Source organism: Elioraea rosea, from assembly GCF_007644105.1.
Classification (GTDB): domain Bacteria; phylum Pseudomonadota; class Alphaproteobacteria; order Acetobacterales; family Acetobacteraceae; genus Elioraea_A; species Elioraea_A rosea.
Window position 1 is genome coordinate 15864 of the sequence record NZ_VFAC01000016.1, and the last position, 13198, is coordinate 29061.

At 71.7% G+C, this 13198-nt stretch carries 12 protein-coding genes; 10 read left to right on the forward strand and 2 right to left on the reverse strand.

Annotated features, from left to right (window positions below; genetic code table 11):
* The first annotated feature begins 83 nt into the window (after positions 1–83).
* The 8 genes from FIF60_RS11535 (at position 84) to FIF60_RS11570 (ending at position 9699) form a co-directional block, all read left to right on the forward strand.
* On the forward strand, positions 84–812 hold the full coding sequence (locus FIF60_RS11535; protein ID WP_144186234.1) for an SURF1 family protein: 729 nt from the start codon (positions 84–86) through the stop codon (positions 810–812).
* On the forward strand, positions 809–2323 hold the full coding sequence (locus FIF60_RS11540; protein WP_204251173.1) for a carboxypeptidase M32: 1515 nt from the start codon (positions 809–811) through the stop codon (positions 2321–2323). The genes FIF60_RS11535 and FIF60_RS11540 overlap by 4 nt, the downstream gene beginning before the upstream one ends.
* A 374-nt stretch (positions 2324–2697) precedes the next feature.
* A complete protein-coding gene (thrC, locus tag FIF60_RS11545; protein ID WP_144186235.1) occupies positions 2698–4113 on the forward strand; it encodes a threonine synthase in 1416 nt (471 codons plus the stop codon).
* Positions 4110–5375: a M16 family metallopeptidase gene (locus tag FIF60_RS11550; RefSeq protein ID WP_144186236.1), complete on the forward strand. Its 1266-nt coding sequence runs from the start codon at positions 4110–4112 to the stop codon at positions 5373–5375. The genes thrC and FIF60_RS11550 overlap by 4 nt, the downstream gene beginning before the upstream one ends.
* Positions 5372–6721 carry a TldD/PmbA family protein gene (locus FIF60_RS11555; protein WP_144186237.1) on the forward strand — a complete coding sequence of 450 codons (1350 nt, stop codon included), beginning with the start codon at positions 5372–5374 and terminating at the stop codon, positions 6719–6721. The genes FIF60_RS11550 and FIF60_RS11555 overlap by 4 nt, the downstream gene beginning before the upstream one ends.
* 2 nt (positions 6722–6723) lie before the next feature.
* Positions 6724–7446, forward strand: a complete 723-nt coding sequence (locus FIF60_RS11560) for an HAD-IA family hydrolase (protein ID WP_144186238.1) — start codon at positions 6724–6726, stop codon at positions 7444–7446.
* Between the two features lie 11 nt (positions 7447–7457).
* Positions 7458–8852, forward strand: coding sequence for a dihydrolipoyl dehydrogenase (gene lpdA / locus FIF60_RS11565; protein ID WP_144186239.1), 1395 nt, complete (start codon positions 7458–7460; stop codon positions 8850–8852).
* A gap of 31 nt (positions 8853–8883) precedes the next feature.
* Positions 8884–9699: a bestrophin-like domain gene (locus tag FIF60_RS11570; protein ID WP_144186240.1), complete on the forward strand. Its 816-nt coding sequence runs from the start codon at positions 8884–8886 to the stop codon at positions 9697–9699.
* A gap of 2 nt (positions 9700–9701) precedes the next feature.
* Here FIF60_RS11570 and FIF60_RS11575 read toward each other — a convergent pair whose 3' ends face one another.
* Complete coding sequence (locus tag FIF60_RS11575; RefSeq protein ID WP_144186241.1) at positions 9702–10895, reverse strand: MFS transporter; 1194 nt, start codon at positions 10893–10895, stop codon at positions 9702–9704.
* 116 nt (positions 10896–11011) lie between these two features.
* Between FIF60_RS11575 and FIF60_RS11580 the strand changes: the two genes are divergently transcribed.
* Both FIF60_RS11580 and FIF60_RS11585 read left to right on the forward strand, forming a co-directional pair.
* Positions 11012–11314: a PGPGW domain-containing protein gene (locus FIF60_RS11580; RefSeq protein WP_158639178.1), complete on the forward strand. Its 303-nt coding sequence runs from the start codon at positions 11012–11014 to the stop codon at positions 11312–11314.
* Between the two features lie 2 nt (positions 11315–11316).
* Positions 11317–12102 carry a hypothetical protein gene (locus tag FIF60_RS11585; protein WP_144186243.1) on the forward strand — a complete coding sequence of 262 codons (786 nt, stop codon included), beginning with the start codon at positions 11317–11319 and terminating at the stop codon, positions 12100–12102.
* A gap of 184 nt (positions 12103–12286) precedes the next feature.
* On the opposite strand, the gene FIF60_RS11590 is transcribed toward FIF60_RS11585, so the two are convergent.
* On the reverse strand, positions 12287–13198 hold the full coding sequence (locus FIF60_RS11590) for a tyrosine recombinase XerC (protein ID WP_144186244.1): 912 nt from the start codon (positions 13196–13198) through the stop codon (positions 12287–12289).

Consider the following 13198-nt stretch of genomic DNA (forward strand, 5'->3'; position numbering starts at 1 on the left):
CGACCCCCGCCGCGTCGATCCGCCCTGAGCTCTGCCGGGCGGGTCTGGCGTGCGGGGCGGCGAGGCCGCACTATCTCTCCCCCATGTCCTCCCACACCCCTGTTCCCGCGTGGCGCGTGCTTTTCTGGCCGGGCCTCGCAACCGCGATCACGCTCGCGATCCTCCTCTCCCTCGGCACCTGGCAGGCACAGAGGCTTGCCTGGAAGAACGCCTGGATCGAGCAGCTCCGCGCCGGCGAGGCGACACCCCCGGAGGCACTCCCCACCCGGGTCGATGACCCTGCCTCCCTCGTGTTCCGCCGCTTCACCGTCACCGGCCGGCTCGATCATGCCAAGTCGGTCGTCGTCGGCATCGCCGAGCGCAACCGCAGCATCGGCGCCTTCCTCGCGACACCGATGCTGCGCGACGGCGCCGCACCCCTCTGGATCGTGCGCGGATGGGTTCCCTATCCGCCCTTCCCCTCCGTGCCCGAGGCCGAAGGGGAGGTGACGGTCACCGGCTTCCTGATGCTGCCCGAGCGGCGCGGCTGGTTCACGCCCGACGACAGGCCAGAGGAGCGCCGCTTCTGGGCGATGCAGCCTGCGCTGATGGCCGAGGCGGTCGGCCTCCCCGCGCCCGCGCCCGCGCCCTTCGCCATCGCCGCGCTCGGCACGGCCGCCGAGCCGCCGGTTCCGCAGCGCCGCCCGCCGATGCCGCGCAACGACCATCTCGGCTACGCCATCACCTGGTACGGCCTCGCCGCGGCGCTTGCCGTGTTCTTCGGGTTCTGGGCGCGGAGCCTGCTCGCCCGCGCGCGTGAGGAGCAGCCATGACCGCGATGTCTCCCTACGAGCGCCTGCGCGCCCGCTTCGCACGCCTCGCCGCGCTCGAGGAAGCCTCCGCCATCCTGCACTGGGACACCTCTGTGATGATGCCGCGCGCCTCTGCGCCGGCACGCGGCGAGCAGATGGCCGCGCTCGCCGCGGTTGCCCACGGCACGCTGACCGACGCGGCTGCGGCCGATGAGCTCGCCGCCGCAGAGGCCGCGTCCGCCCGTCTCGGCGAGGCTGACCGCGCCAACCTCGCACTGATGCGCCGCAAGCATCGCCGCGCCACCGCCCTTCCGCCCGTGCTCGTCGAGGCCATGGCGCGCGCCTGTTCGGCTTGCGAGGCGGCGTGGCGCGAGGCGCGCCGCAGCTCCGACTTTCCTGCCGTCGCGCCGCTCCTGGCAGAGGTGGTGGGCCTCGTGCGGGAGCAGGCCGCGGCCCTCTCCGCCGCGACGGGCCTCGCCCCCTACGACGCGCTGATGGACGGGTTCCAGCCCGGCCTCAGCGATGCGCGGGTCGCTGCCGTGTTCGGCCCGCTCGAGACGATGCTCGCCGGGATGCTCCCCGAGGTGCTTGCGCGCCAGGCCGCCATGCCCTCGCCGATCCCCCTCACCGGCCCCTTTCCCGTCGCGGCGCAGCGCGCCCTCTGCCGCTCGCTCGCCGAACGCGCGGGCCTGGACTTCGCCGCCGCCAGGCTCGACGAGAGCACCCACCCGTTCTGCGGCGGCACGCCAACCGACATCCGCATCACCACCCGCTACGACGAGAGCGATCCCACCCAGGCGATCCTCGGCGTGCTGCATGAATGCGGCCACGCGCTCTACGAGGCGCATCTGCCCAAGCCCTACGCGCGCTCCCCGCTCGGCGAGGCGGCGGGCATGGCGGCGCATGAGAGCCAGAGCCTGATCATCGAGATGCAGGCCTCCCGGTCGGATGCGTTCCTCTCCTGGCTCGGGCCCCGTATGGCAGAGGCCTTCGCCAAAGACTCCGGGGGCGACCCCGCGCCCTACGCGCCGGAGAATCTCGCGCGGCTGTGGCGCCGCGTCGCGCCTGGCTTCATCCGAGTCGAGGCCGACGAGGTGACCTATCCGGCGCACGTCATCCTGCGCTGGCGGCTCGAGCGTGCGCTCGTCTCCGGCGATCTCGCGGTGGCTGACCTGCCTGGCGCCTGGAACGAGGGGATCAAGACCCTGCTCGGCCTCGACGTGCCGGACGACCGGCGCGGCTGCCTGCAGGACATCCACTGGTACGATGGCGCATTCGGCTATTTCCCCTCGTACACGCTCGGCGCGATGGGGGCGGCGCAGCTCTTCCAGGCTGCGGTGGCGGAGCGGCCGGAGATCGTCCCCGCCCTCGCCGAGGGAAGCTTCGCACCGTTGGTTTCCTGGCTTGCCGAGCGGGTGCACGCGCACGGCGCGCGGCACGGCTTCGACGCGCTGCTCGAGGCAGCGACGGGGCGCGCCCTCGATCCCGCGGCGTTCGAGAGGCACCTCCGCGCGCGCTATCTTGGCGCGTGAGCCAGCACCGCCCTCGTGAACCGCTGAAACAGACGTAACCGCGCGGCACATCGCGCTGAAACGCCTCTGCGGTTTCCTGGGCCCGTCGCAACGATGCGTCCGGGGAACGACGGGGCATGCCCCCTCTCCCCGCGGAGCCTCGGACGCATCGGCGACACCAGACCTTCATGGAAGAAACGCCCCAAAAGGGGTGCGGGGCTCGCCCCATCCCTCCCCGCGCCCTTCCGGCCGCGCCGCCGCCCGACAGGCCCCCCTCCCTGGCGGCTGGCGCAGCCGGGCCTTTTCCCGGCCCACGCCGCGCTCAGGACACACCGGGCGCGCGACCCGGCCATGCCCTTCCTTTGGCGCGCCCCGCCCCCTAATGTCCGGCCGCCATGCGCTATATCTCGACCCGCGGCCTTGCCCCTGTTCTTGGCTTCGAGGACACGCTTCTTGCCGGCCTCGCCGCCGATGGCGGGCTCTACGTGCCAGAGGCGTGGCCTTCCCTGACGAAGGACCAGTGGCGGGCGCTCCGGGGGCTCTCGTATCCCGAGCTCACCGCCCGCATCCTCGCGCCCTTCGTCGATGACGCGATCGACCCCGCGACACTGACGCGCCTCTGCCGCGAGGCCTATGCCGGCTTCGGCCACCCCGCCGTCGCCCCGCTCGTGCAGCTCGACCATCGCCTCTTCGCGCTCGAGCTGTTCCACGGGCCCACGCTCGCCTTCAAGGATTTCGCGCTGCAGCTTCTCGGCCGGCTGTTCGACCATGTGCTCGCCCGGCGCGGCTCGCGCATCACCATCGTCGGCGCCACCTCGGGCGACACGGGCTCCGCCGCCATCGAGGCGTGCCGCGACCGGGCGAACATCGACATCGTCATCCTCCACCCGAAGGGGCGGACGAGCGCGATCCAGCGCCGCCAGATGACGACCGTGCTCGCCCCGAATGTCGCCAACGTCGCCGTCGAGGGCACGTTCGACGACTGCCAGGACCTGGTGAAGGCGATGTTCGCCGACGCGCCCTTCCGCGACGAGATGCGGCTCTCCGCCGTGAACTCGATCAACTGGGCGCGGGTGGCGGCGCAGATCGCCTACTACGCCTACGCAGCGCTGGCTCTCGGCGCGCCGGAACGGCAGGTCGCCTTCGCGGTGCCGACGGGGAATTTCGGCAACGTGCTCGCCGCCTCGGCCGCACGGCGCATGGGCCTCTCCGTGCACTCGCTGACCCTCGGCGCCAACCGCAACGACATCCTCGCCCGCTTCATCGCCGCCAACGATATGTCGATCCGCACCGTCGAGCCGAGCCTCTCGCCCTCGATGGACATCCAGGTGAGCAGCAATTTCGAGCGGCTGCTGTTCGAGCTGATGGACCGTGACGCGGGCGCGACCGCCAAGGCGATGGCGGCGTTCCGCGCGGAGGGGCGCATGCCGGTGCCCGATGCCACCTGGCGGCGCGCGACGGCGCTGTTCCGCGCCTCGGCCTGCGACGACGCAGCGACCCTCGCCGAGATCACCCGGCTCGACCGCGCCGGCTATCTCGCCGACCCGCACACCGCGATCGGCGTCGCCGCGGCGCGCGCGCACATGCCGCCCGACCCCGACATCCCCGTCGTCGTCGCGGCCACCGCCCATCCCGCGAAGTTCCCCGACGCCGTCGCGCAGGCCACGGGCCGCCGCCCCGCGCTCCCCGCCCGGCTTGCCGATCTCGAGACGCGGCCCGAACGCTGCGCCGAGCTTCCCAACGACCTGGCCTCCATCGAGGCCTTCGTCAGACGCCACGCTCTCAGGAACGCCCCCAGGGAAATCGCATGACAGACACGATCCGCACCACGCGCCTTCCTTCGGGCCTCACGGTGGTGTCGGAAACCATGCCGCATGTCGGCACGGTGAGCCTCGGCGCGTACGTCGCCGCCGGCACGCGCCACGAGCGGGAGGAGGAGAACGGCGCGAGCCATTTCCTCGAGCACATGGCGTTCAAGGGAACGACGCGCCGCTCGGCCGCGAAGATCGCCGAGGAGATCGAGGATGTCGGTGGGCACCTGAACGCCTACACGGCGCGCGAGCGCACCGCCTACTACGCCAAGGTACTGAAGGAGGACGCCGCGCTCGCGGCAGACATCATCGGCGACATCCTGCAGCACTCGGTGTTCGACCCCGAGGAACTCGAGCGCGAGCGGGGCGTGATCCTGCAGGAGATCGGTCAGGCGAACGACACGCCCGACGACATCGTGTTCGACCATTTCCAGGCGACGGCCTATCCGGGCCAGCCAATGGGCCTGCCCACGCTCGGCACCGAGGCGGTGATCAAGGCCATGCCGCGCGAGGCGCTCGTCGGCTACATGCGCACCCACTACACGCCCGACCGCGTGGTTGTGGCGGCCGCCGGGGCGATCACCCACGAGGCGCTGCTCGAGCTCGCCGCCGAGCACTTCTCCGCCCTTCCGGTGGCCACCGCCGCGCCGGCGCCGGAGGCACGCTACGAAGGCGGCGAGTTCCGCGACAGCCAGGAGCTCGACCAGGTCCACCTCGTGCTCGGCTTCCCCGCGATGGCCTATGCGGATCCGCAGTACCACGCAGGCCTGCTACTCTCGACGCTTCTCGGGGGCGGCATGTCGAGCCGGCTGTTCCAGGAGGTGCGCGAGAAGCGCGGCCTCGTCTACGCCATCTCCTCCTTCCTCTCGCCCTATCTCGATGGCGGAACGTTCGGCATCTATGCCGGAACGGGCGAGGCCGAGGCGGCCGAGCTCGTTCCGGTGGTGCTCGGCGAGCTTGCCGCCGTGCAGCAGCGCGTGACGGAGGAGGAGCTTGCCCGCGCCAAGGCGCAGGTGAAGGCCTCGCTGCTGATGTCGCTCGAGAGCACCTCGTCGCGCTGCGAGCAGATTGCGCACCACATCCACACCTGGGGCCGGGTGATCCCGATGGAGGAGACGCTCGCGAAGCTCGCCGCCGTGACGGCGGAGGACGTGGCCGCCTCGGCGCGGCGGATGTTCCGCGCAGCGCCGACGCTCGCCGCCGTCGGCCCCGTATCGAAGCTGCCGCGCCTGCCGATGATCGCAGAGAAGCTCGCCGTATGAGCGGGGAGAAGCTCGGCCTGCTGGCCGACCTCGTCGCCGCGGCGAAGCGAGCCGGCGCCGATGCGGCCGATGCGCTCTACGCCGAGGGCGCCTCGCTCTCGGTGCAGCGCCGCCTCGGCCAGACCGAGCATGTCGAGCGGGCGGAGAGCCGCGACATCGGGCTTCGCGTGTTCGTCGGCACACGCCAGGCGATGGTCGCGACCACCGACACCAACCCCGCCGCCTTCGCCCGGCTTGCAGAGCGTGCGGTGGCGATGGCCCGCGCCGTGCCGGAGGACCCGCATGCCGGCCTCGCCGAGGCGCCGGACGGTGCCGGCGATCTCGCCGCACGCCTCGCGGCGCTCGACCTCGTGGACGATGCCGAGCCGGACGTCGCTGCCCTCTCCGCCCGCGCGGCGGCGGCGGAGGATGCAGCACTCGCCATCGCGGGCGTGACCAACACGGAAGGGGCGGAGGCGGGCTTCGGCCGTTCCGCCGTCGCCATCGTCGCCTCGAACGGCTTCGCCGGCGCCTATGCGCGGACGAGCCATTCCGTGTCCGTCACGGCCGTCGCCGGCGAGGGCACGGCGATGGAGCGCGACTACGACTATGCGACCGCGACGCATCTCGCCGGGCTCGAGGATGCCGCCACGCTCGGCCGCCGCGCCGGCGAGCAGGCGATCGCGCGGCTCAACCCGCGCCGGCCGGCGACGGCGACGATGCCCGTGGTCTATCACCCGCGCGTGGCGACCAGCCTCGTCTCGCACCTCGCCTCCGCGGTCAACGGCGCCTCCGTCGCGCGCGGCACATCGTTCCTGAAGGAGAGCCTCGGCCAGCGCGTGTTCGCCCCCGGCATCGCGATCCATGACGACCCGACGCGCCCGCGCGGCCTGCGCTCGCGCCCCTTCGACGCGGAAGGCATGGCGACGCGAAAGCGCGCCGTCGTCGAGGACGGCGTTCTCGCGAGCTGGATCCTCGATTGCCGCACCGCGCGGATGCTCGGGCTTGCGACGACGGGCCATGCCGCGCGCGGCGTTGCCGGCCCGCCATCGCCGGCGACGACCAATCTCTGGCTCGCCGCCGGCACGTCGAGCCCGGAGGAGCTGATGGGCGACATCCGCGAAGGCCTGTTCGTGACGGAGCTGATCGGCATGGGCATCAACCCGGTGACCGGCGACTACAGCCGCGGCGCGGCGGGGTTCATGATCCGCGACGGCGCGCTCGCGGAACCCGTGGCGGAGATCACGGTTGCAGGGAACCTGAAGGAGATGTTCGCGCGGCTGATCCCCGCAAACGACCTCGTGTTCCGCCGCGGCACCGATGCGCCGACCATTCGCATCGACGGGCTGACGGTGGCGGGCGCCTGACCATGCTCGACCTCCGCCGCTTCAAGGCACTGACCTTCGACTGCTACGGCACGCTGATCGACTGGGAGAAGGGGATCCTCGGCTTCGTCTCCCCGCTGCGCGACGCCCAGGAGCTGGACGTGTCGGATGACGCGATCCTCGAGACCTTCGGCGACATCGAGCACCGCCACCAGGAGGCCGACCCCGCGGCGCTCTATCCCGAGATCCTGGCGCGTGCCTGGCTCGACCTCGCCACCCGCCTCGGCCTGCCGCGCGACACCGACACGGCGCGTGCCTTCGGCGCCTCGGTTCCCTCATGGCCGCCGTTCCCCGACACGCCTGCGGCCTTCGCCGAGCTGGCCGGGCGGTTCACCCTCGGCATCCTCTCCAATGTCGACCGCGCCAGCCTCTCGGGCTCGATCGCGGCGATCGGCACCACGCCGCACTTCACCGTCACGGCGCAGGATGTCGGGCACTACAAGCCGCACCATGCGCATTTCGAGCGCGCGCTCGGCATCCTCGCCGCACAAGGCATTGCCAAGGACGAGGTGCTGCACGTCGCGCAGTCGAAGTTCCACGACATCCAGCCCGCCCGCGCGCTCGGCCTCCCTTGCGTGTGGGTCAACCGCCGTGCGCGGCGCACCGGGACGGGCGCGACGCCGGACGTCGCGGTCGTGCCAGACTGGTCGGTGACCTCGCTCGCGGAGATCGCGGCGATCGCGCGCACCGAGTTCCATGGACGCTGAGGGGAAAACCGATGGCTGAAACCGAGTTCGACGTGATCGTGATCGGCGGGGGCCCTGGCGGCTATGTCTGCGCGATCCGCGCAGCCCAGCTCGGCATGAAGGTGGCCTGCGTCGAGAAGCGCGCGACCCTCGGCGGCACCTGCCTGAACATCGGCTGCATCCCGTCCAAGGCGCTGCTGCAATCCTCGGAGAAGTACGAGGAGGCGCGCCATGCGCTGGCCGACCACGGCGTCGTGGTGAAGGGCGATGTGGAGCTCGACCTCGGGCGCATGCTCGCGCGCAAGGGCGAGGTGGTGAAGGCGAACGTCCAGGGCATCGAGTTCCTGTTCAAGAAGAACAAGGTGACCTGGCTCAAGGGCACCGGCCGGATCGCCGCGCCGGGTGTCGTCGAGGTGGACGGCACCGCGCATCGCACCAAGCACATCGTGATCGCGACCGGCTCGGACAGCGTCGACCTTCCCGGCGTGAAGGTGGACGAGAAGCGCATCGTGACGTCGACCGGCGGGCTCGAGCTCGACCAGGTGCCGGGCCATCTCGTGGTGATCGGCGGCGGCTATATCGGGCTCGAGCTCGGCTCGGTATGGCGGCGGCTCGGCGCGAAGGTGACGGTCGTCGAGTTCCTCGACCGGATCGTTCCGACGATGGACGGAGAGGTCGCCAAGCACTTCCAGCGCATCCTAGGCAAGCAGGGCGTGACGTTCCGCCTCGGCACGAAGGTGACGGGGGCGCGCACCACGAACGAGGGTGTGGTGCTGAGCCTCGAGCCCGCCAAGGGCGGCGCGGCGGAGGAGATCACGGCCGATGTCGTGCTGGTCGCGATCGGGCGGAAGCCGCACACGGCCGGGCTCAACCTCGACGCCGTCGGCGTTGCGCTCGACGAGCGCGGGCGCATCCGCACTGAGGGCTTCGCCACATCCGTTCCCGGCATTTGGGCGATCGGCGACGTGATCGTGGGGCCGATGCTGGCGCACAAGGCCGAGGAGGAGGGTGTGGCGCTCGCCGAGCAGATCGCGGGCGAGCACCCGCACATCAACTACGATGCGATCCCCGGCGTCGTGTACACGTGGCCGGAGGTGGCCTCGGTCGGCGCGACGGAGGAGCAGCTCAAGACCGCCGGCGTGGCGTATCGCTCGGGCAAGTTCCCCTTCACCGCGAATGGCCGCGCCCGCGCGATGGGCGAGACGGACGGGTTCGTGAAGATCCTCGCAGACGCGGCGACCGACCGCATCCTCGGCGCCCACATCATCGGCCCCGATGCCGGAACGCTGATCGCCGAGCTCGCGCTGGCGGTGGAGTTCTCCGCCTCTGCCGAGGACGTCGCGCGCACGAGCCACGCCCACCCCTCGCTGAACGAGGCGGTGAAGGAGGCAGCCCTTGCCGTGGCGGGGCGACCCATTCATATTTAGGCCATAACGATCGCGTCACGACGGAGGGCGCATGAGCCAGGGGCCCCTGCTCGAAACGCTCGGCTTCGTGGCGGACCAGAGCCTGTTCCTGCTCTTCCTCGCGCTGCTCGCGATCTACATGGCCGTGGCCGAGATCGGCTACCGGATCGGCCGGCGCGCCTTCAACAGCCGCACGGCGGACGAGACCGCCCGCTCCGGAATCGGCTTCATCGTCGGCGGCATCCTCGGCCTGCTCGCCTTCCTGCTCGGCATCTCGCTCTCGCTCGCCGACAGCCGCCACAACGAGCGGCGCGGCGTCGTGCTCAACGAGGCCAATGCCATCGGCACGGCCTGGCTGCGGGCCGGGGTGATCGGCGGGGACGAGGGCGCACGGATGCAGTCGCTAATCGCCGAGTACGGCGAGGTGCGCGTGCGCGTCTATCGGGACATCCGCACCCGCGATGATGGCGACAGGCTCGATGCCGAGACGGCGCGGCTTCAGGGCGCGCTGTGGCAGATCGCCACGGACGTCGCGCGCGCGAACCCCAATGCCGTCTCCGGACTCATGCTCTCGTCGCTGAACGAGATGTTCGACCTGGCGACGACGCAGAAGCGGTTCTTCACCGAGCGCGTGCCGCTGCACATCCTGCGATTGCTGCTCTGGACATCGATCATCGCCGTCGGTGCGATGGGGTATCATTTCGGCAGCACGGGATTCCGCCAGCTCGTGATGTCCACGCTCCTGCTGGTTCTCTGGGCGTCGGCGCTCGTCCTGATCGTCGACATCAACCGCCCGCGCCAGGGAACCGTGACGATCAGCCACGACCCGATCGTGTGGACGCTCGAGAGCTTCGGGCCGCGCCGCTGAGCTCAGCCTCGCGGTTCCCGCGCCCGGGCCAGCGCCAGCGCGGCCAGCGCCCCGAGCGCGACGAGGGAGAGGGCGAAGGCAAGCGCCACGAAGGCGCCGATGCCGCCGCGCTCCAGGATGGCTGCGAAGAGGGGCGGGGCGAGCGCCATCATCACGTTGCCCGGCAGGGCGAGGCGGCCCGTCAGCGTGCCGTAGCCGGAAGCCCCGGCGAGCTCCAGCGGCAGCTGGGCGCGCACCACCGTCATCAGCCCGTTGGCGATGCCGAACGTCACCGCGAAGGCCGAGGCGCCCGTCGTCGTCCCGCCGAAGGCGAGCGGCAGGAAGGAGAGGGGAAGCATCACGGCAGAGAAGAGGCCGGTTCCCATCGCCGTCGTCCTCGCCCCGAGGGAGAGGTCGATGATCCTAGCGCCCACCTGCGCCGGACCGTGCAGCGCAGCGATCGCGATCGCCCCGGCCGGGGCGTGGCCGAAGGCGGCGAGCATGGCGATGACCGAGAGCGACACGCCCGCGCCGATCGCGTTCGGCACGCCGAGCGCAAGCACCAGCAGCACGAATCGCCCGCGTGGGATCGCGGCGGGAGGTGGTGCATCCCTTGCCGCGTCCGCCCGCGCCGCTCCGCCGCGCGGCAGGACCAGGAGGTAGAGCGGCAGGGCGATAGCGAGATGCATTGCCGCGAAGGCAAGGCAGGTGCCGCGCCAGCCGAGTTCGGCCTCGAGCGCCGCGGTCGCCGGCCAGGTGACGGTGGCGGTGAAGCCGGTGGTGAGCGTCAGCAGCGTCATCGCCCGCCGTGCCGCGGGGCCTGGCACGGCCTGGGCGATCGCTGCGAACCCGGTCTGGCCGAGCGTCATCGGCAGCATCAGCCCGAGTGCCACCCAGGCCGTGATGTAGCCCGCGAGGCCTTCGGCGAGGGCGAGCAACACCAGCGCTGCGGCCGCGACGAGCGTGCCGGCGGCCATGGTCGCGCGCGCGCCGAGGCGGTCCACCGCCCGGCCGATCGGCGGGGCGATCACCGCGCCGGTGAGGTACATCACCGTCACGCCGACGAAGATCACGTCCTGGCCGAGGCCAAGTTCCGCGCCCATCGGTGGGCCGAGCACGGAGGGCAGGTAGAAGGTCGATCCCCAGCCCATGATCTGCGCCGCCCCGAGCCCCGCGAGCAGCAGCGGGCGCGATACGGGGGCGCGCGGCGATGTCATGCCCGACACGATCACGCCGGGCGTGAGCGGCTGCAAGTGGGGTTGAACGGGGCGGCGCGAGGGGCCATACCCCGGGCGCCATGGCACGCCGCCGCGAATACCTCACGATCCCCCGCATGCTCCCGCCGAAGCCGCCGAGCCGCTGGGCGCGGCGGGGCAAGATCATGTCCGGCTGGGGGTTCCTGCTGCTCGGCGTGGCGGGGATCTTCCTGCCATTCCTGCAGGGCTTCCTGTTCCTCGCCGTCGGCCTCTACATCCTGCGCGACGAGTATGCCTGGGCGCAGCGCACGATCGACTGGATGCGGCGGAAGTTCCCGAAATACACAGCGCAGATGGACCAGGGCCGTGACCGCGCCGCGGAGTGGCTCCTGCGCTGGCGGCGCAAGGTGCGGCGGACGGTGTACCAGGTCAGGCGCTGAGCGTGGCGGCCGGGAAGGGAGGAGGCGAGCTTCCGGCCGACGCGGTCGTGCTCGGCACGATCGGCGGGCTGGCGTTCCTGATCCTCGCGATGCTGCCTGCCGGGCCTGCGCAGGAGGCGGCGACTGCCCTGCTCATCCTCGCTGCCGTCGCCGTCGTGTCGCTTCTGGCCCACCGCTCGGGGTGGCTCGATGGTGGGGCGATGGTGGTCCTGGCCGTGGCGACGGCGGGGCTTCTGCTTGTGCTGCTCGCCGCGCTGCCGGTGTCCGACGCCGAGGCGATCCTGCTCGTCGGCATCATCACCGCGACAGGCTCACTGGTTGAGTACCGGCGCAGGCTCGAGGAGCGGCGCCGCGCCGTCGCCGTCGCGCTCGCGGCCGAGATCCGCGTCAATGCCGAGGCGACCTGGCTCGGGCTCTCGCCGGACGTGATGGCGACGCTGGCTGCCAAGCCTGCCGAATTCAGCCCCTTCGTGGTGCCGGTGCCGCCGCAATACCCGGTCTATGTCGGGAACCAGGACACGCTCGGGCTGCTGCCGCCTGCGGCCGTACGGTTTGTCGTCAGCTTCTACGAGACCGACGAATTCATGACGCAAGCCTACAATGTGCTGGGCACGGAGGGATTTCACGACCTGCCTCGTGAGCGGCAGAACCAGCTCTATGCCCACATCACGGAGCGTATGCGTGGCGAGTACCTTCCAGTGGCGCGCAGGGCCCTGGAGGAGCTTGCGGTCGCGATCGGCGAAAGCCCCGACCTTCCTGGCTTTCTCGACGAGATCGACCCCGCCTGAGGTCTCATGGGGCAGCAGAAACGGCGAGGGCGGCCGATGGCCGCCCCGAACCTGCAGGCTGGACGCGTCGCTTCAGACGGGCGGCCACTTCCGGTTGATCATGGGCACCTCCTTCGCGAAGCATATGGTCACCGCTGCCGGCAAAGATAAGGGAAAGCGGCGGCGCGGGCAATGAAACCGCCGCTCACGCCCGCGGGTGCGCCTTCTTCCACACCGCCATCAGGCGGGCTTCGTCCACCGCCGTATAGCGCTGCGTGGTCGACAGGCTCGCATGGCCGAGAAGGTCCTGGATGGCACGGAGGTCCGCGCCGCCCTCGAGCAGGTGGGTCGCGAAGCTGTGGCGCAGCGCGTGCGGCGTGGCGTGCTCGGGAAGGCCGAGGCGGCGACGAAGCGCGATCATCGCGCCGCGCACCTGGCGCTGGTTGAGCACGCCGCCGCGCACGCCGACGAACAGCGGGTCGCTGCCGCCGAGCGCGTGCGGGCAGAGCGCGAGGTAGGCCGCGACGGCCCCGCGCACGGCGGGAAGCACGGGAACCACGCGCTCCTTGTTGCCCTTGCCGCGCACGCGCAGGCCGGCCTCCGACCCCGGAAGCGGTGCCTCCGCGCGGGTCAGCGACAGCGTCTCGGCGATGCGCAGCCCCGCGCCATAGAGAAGGGCGGCGATCGCGGCATCGCGCGCGGCGACCCACGGCTCGGCCTCGGCAGAGATCTCCTCCGTCACCGCCCGGGCATCGTCCTCGGCGAGCGCGCGGGGGATGGGTGGGCGGCGCTTCGGCGTGCCGAGCGCCGCGGCGGCGGGGTTTTCCGGCCCCCCGGTGCGGGCGAGGAAGCGGAAGAAGCCGCGCACGGCTGAAAGCGCCCGCGCGCGCGAGGGCGGCGCGAGGCCCGACGCGGCGAGATGGGCGAGCCAGGCACGCAGATCGGCCTGGGTGACCCGGCCGAGGGCGGCACGGTCCGGCTCGGCGCCGAGATGGGCGGTGAGGAAGCCGAGCAGCCCGGCGACATCGCGCCCGTAGTTCACCACCGTCGCCTCGGCCGCCCGCTTCTGGCCCGCGAGCCAGGCGAGATAGGCGCCGATCAGCGGCTTCTCGGTCAC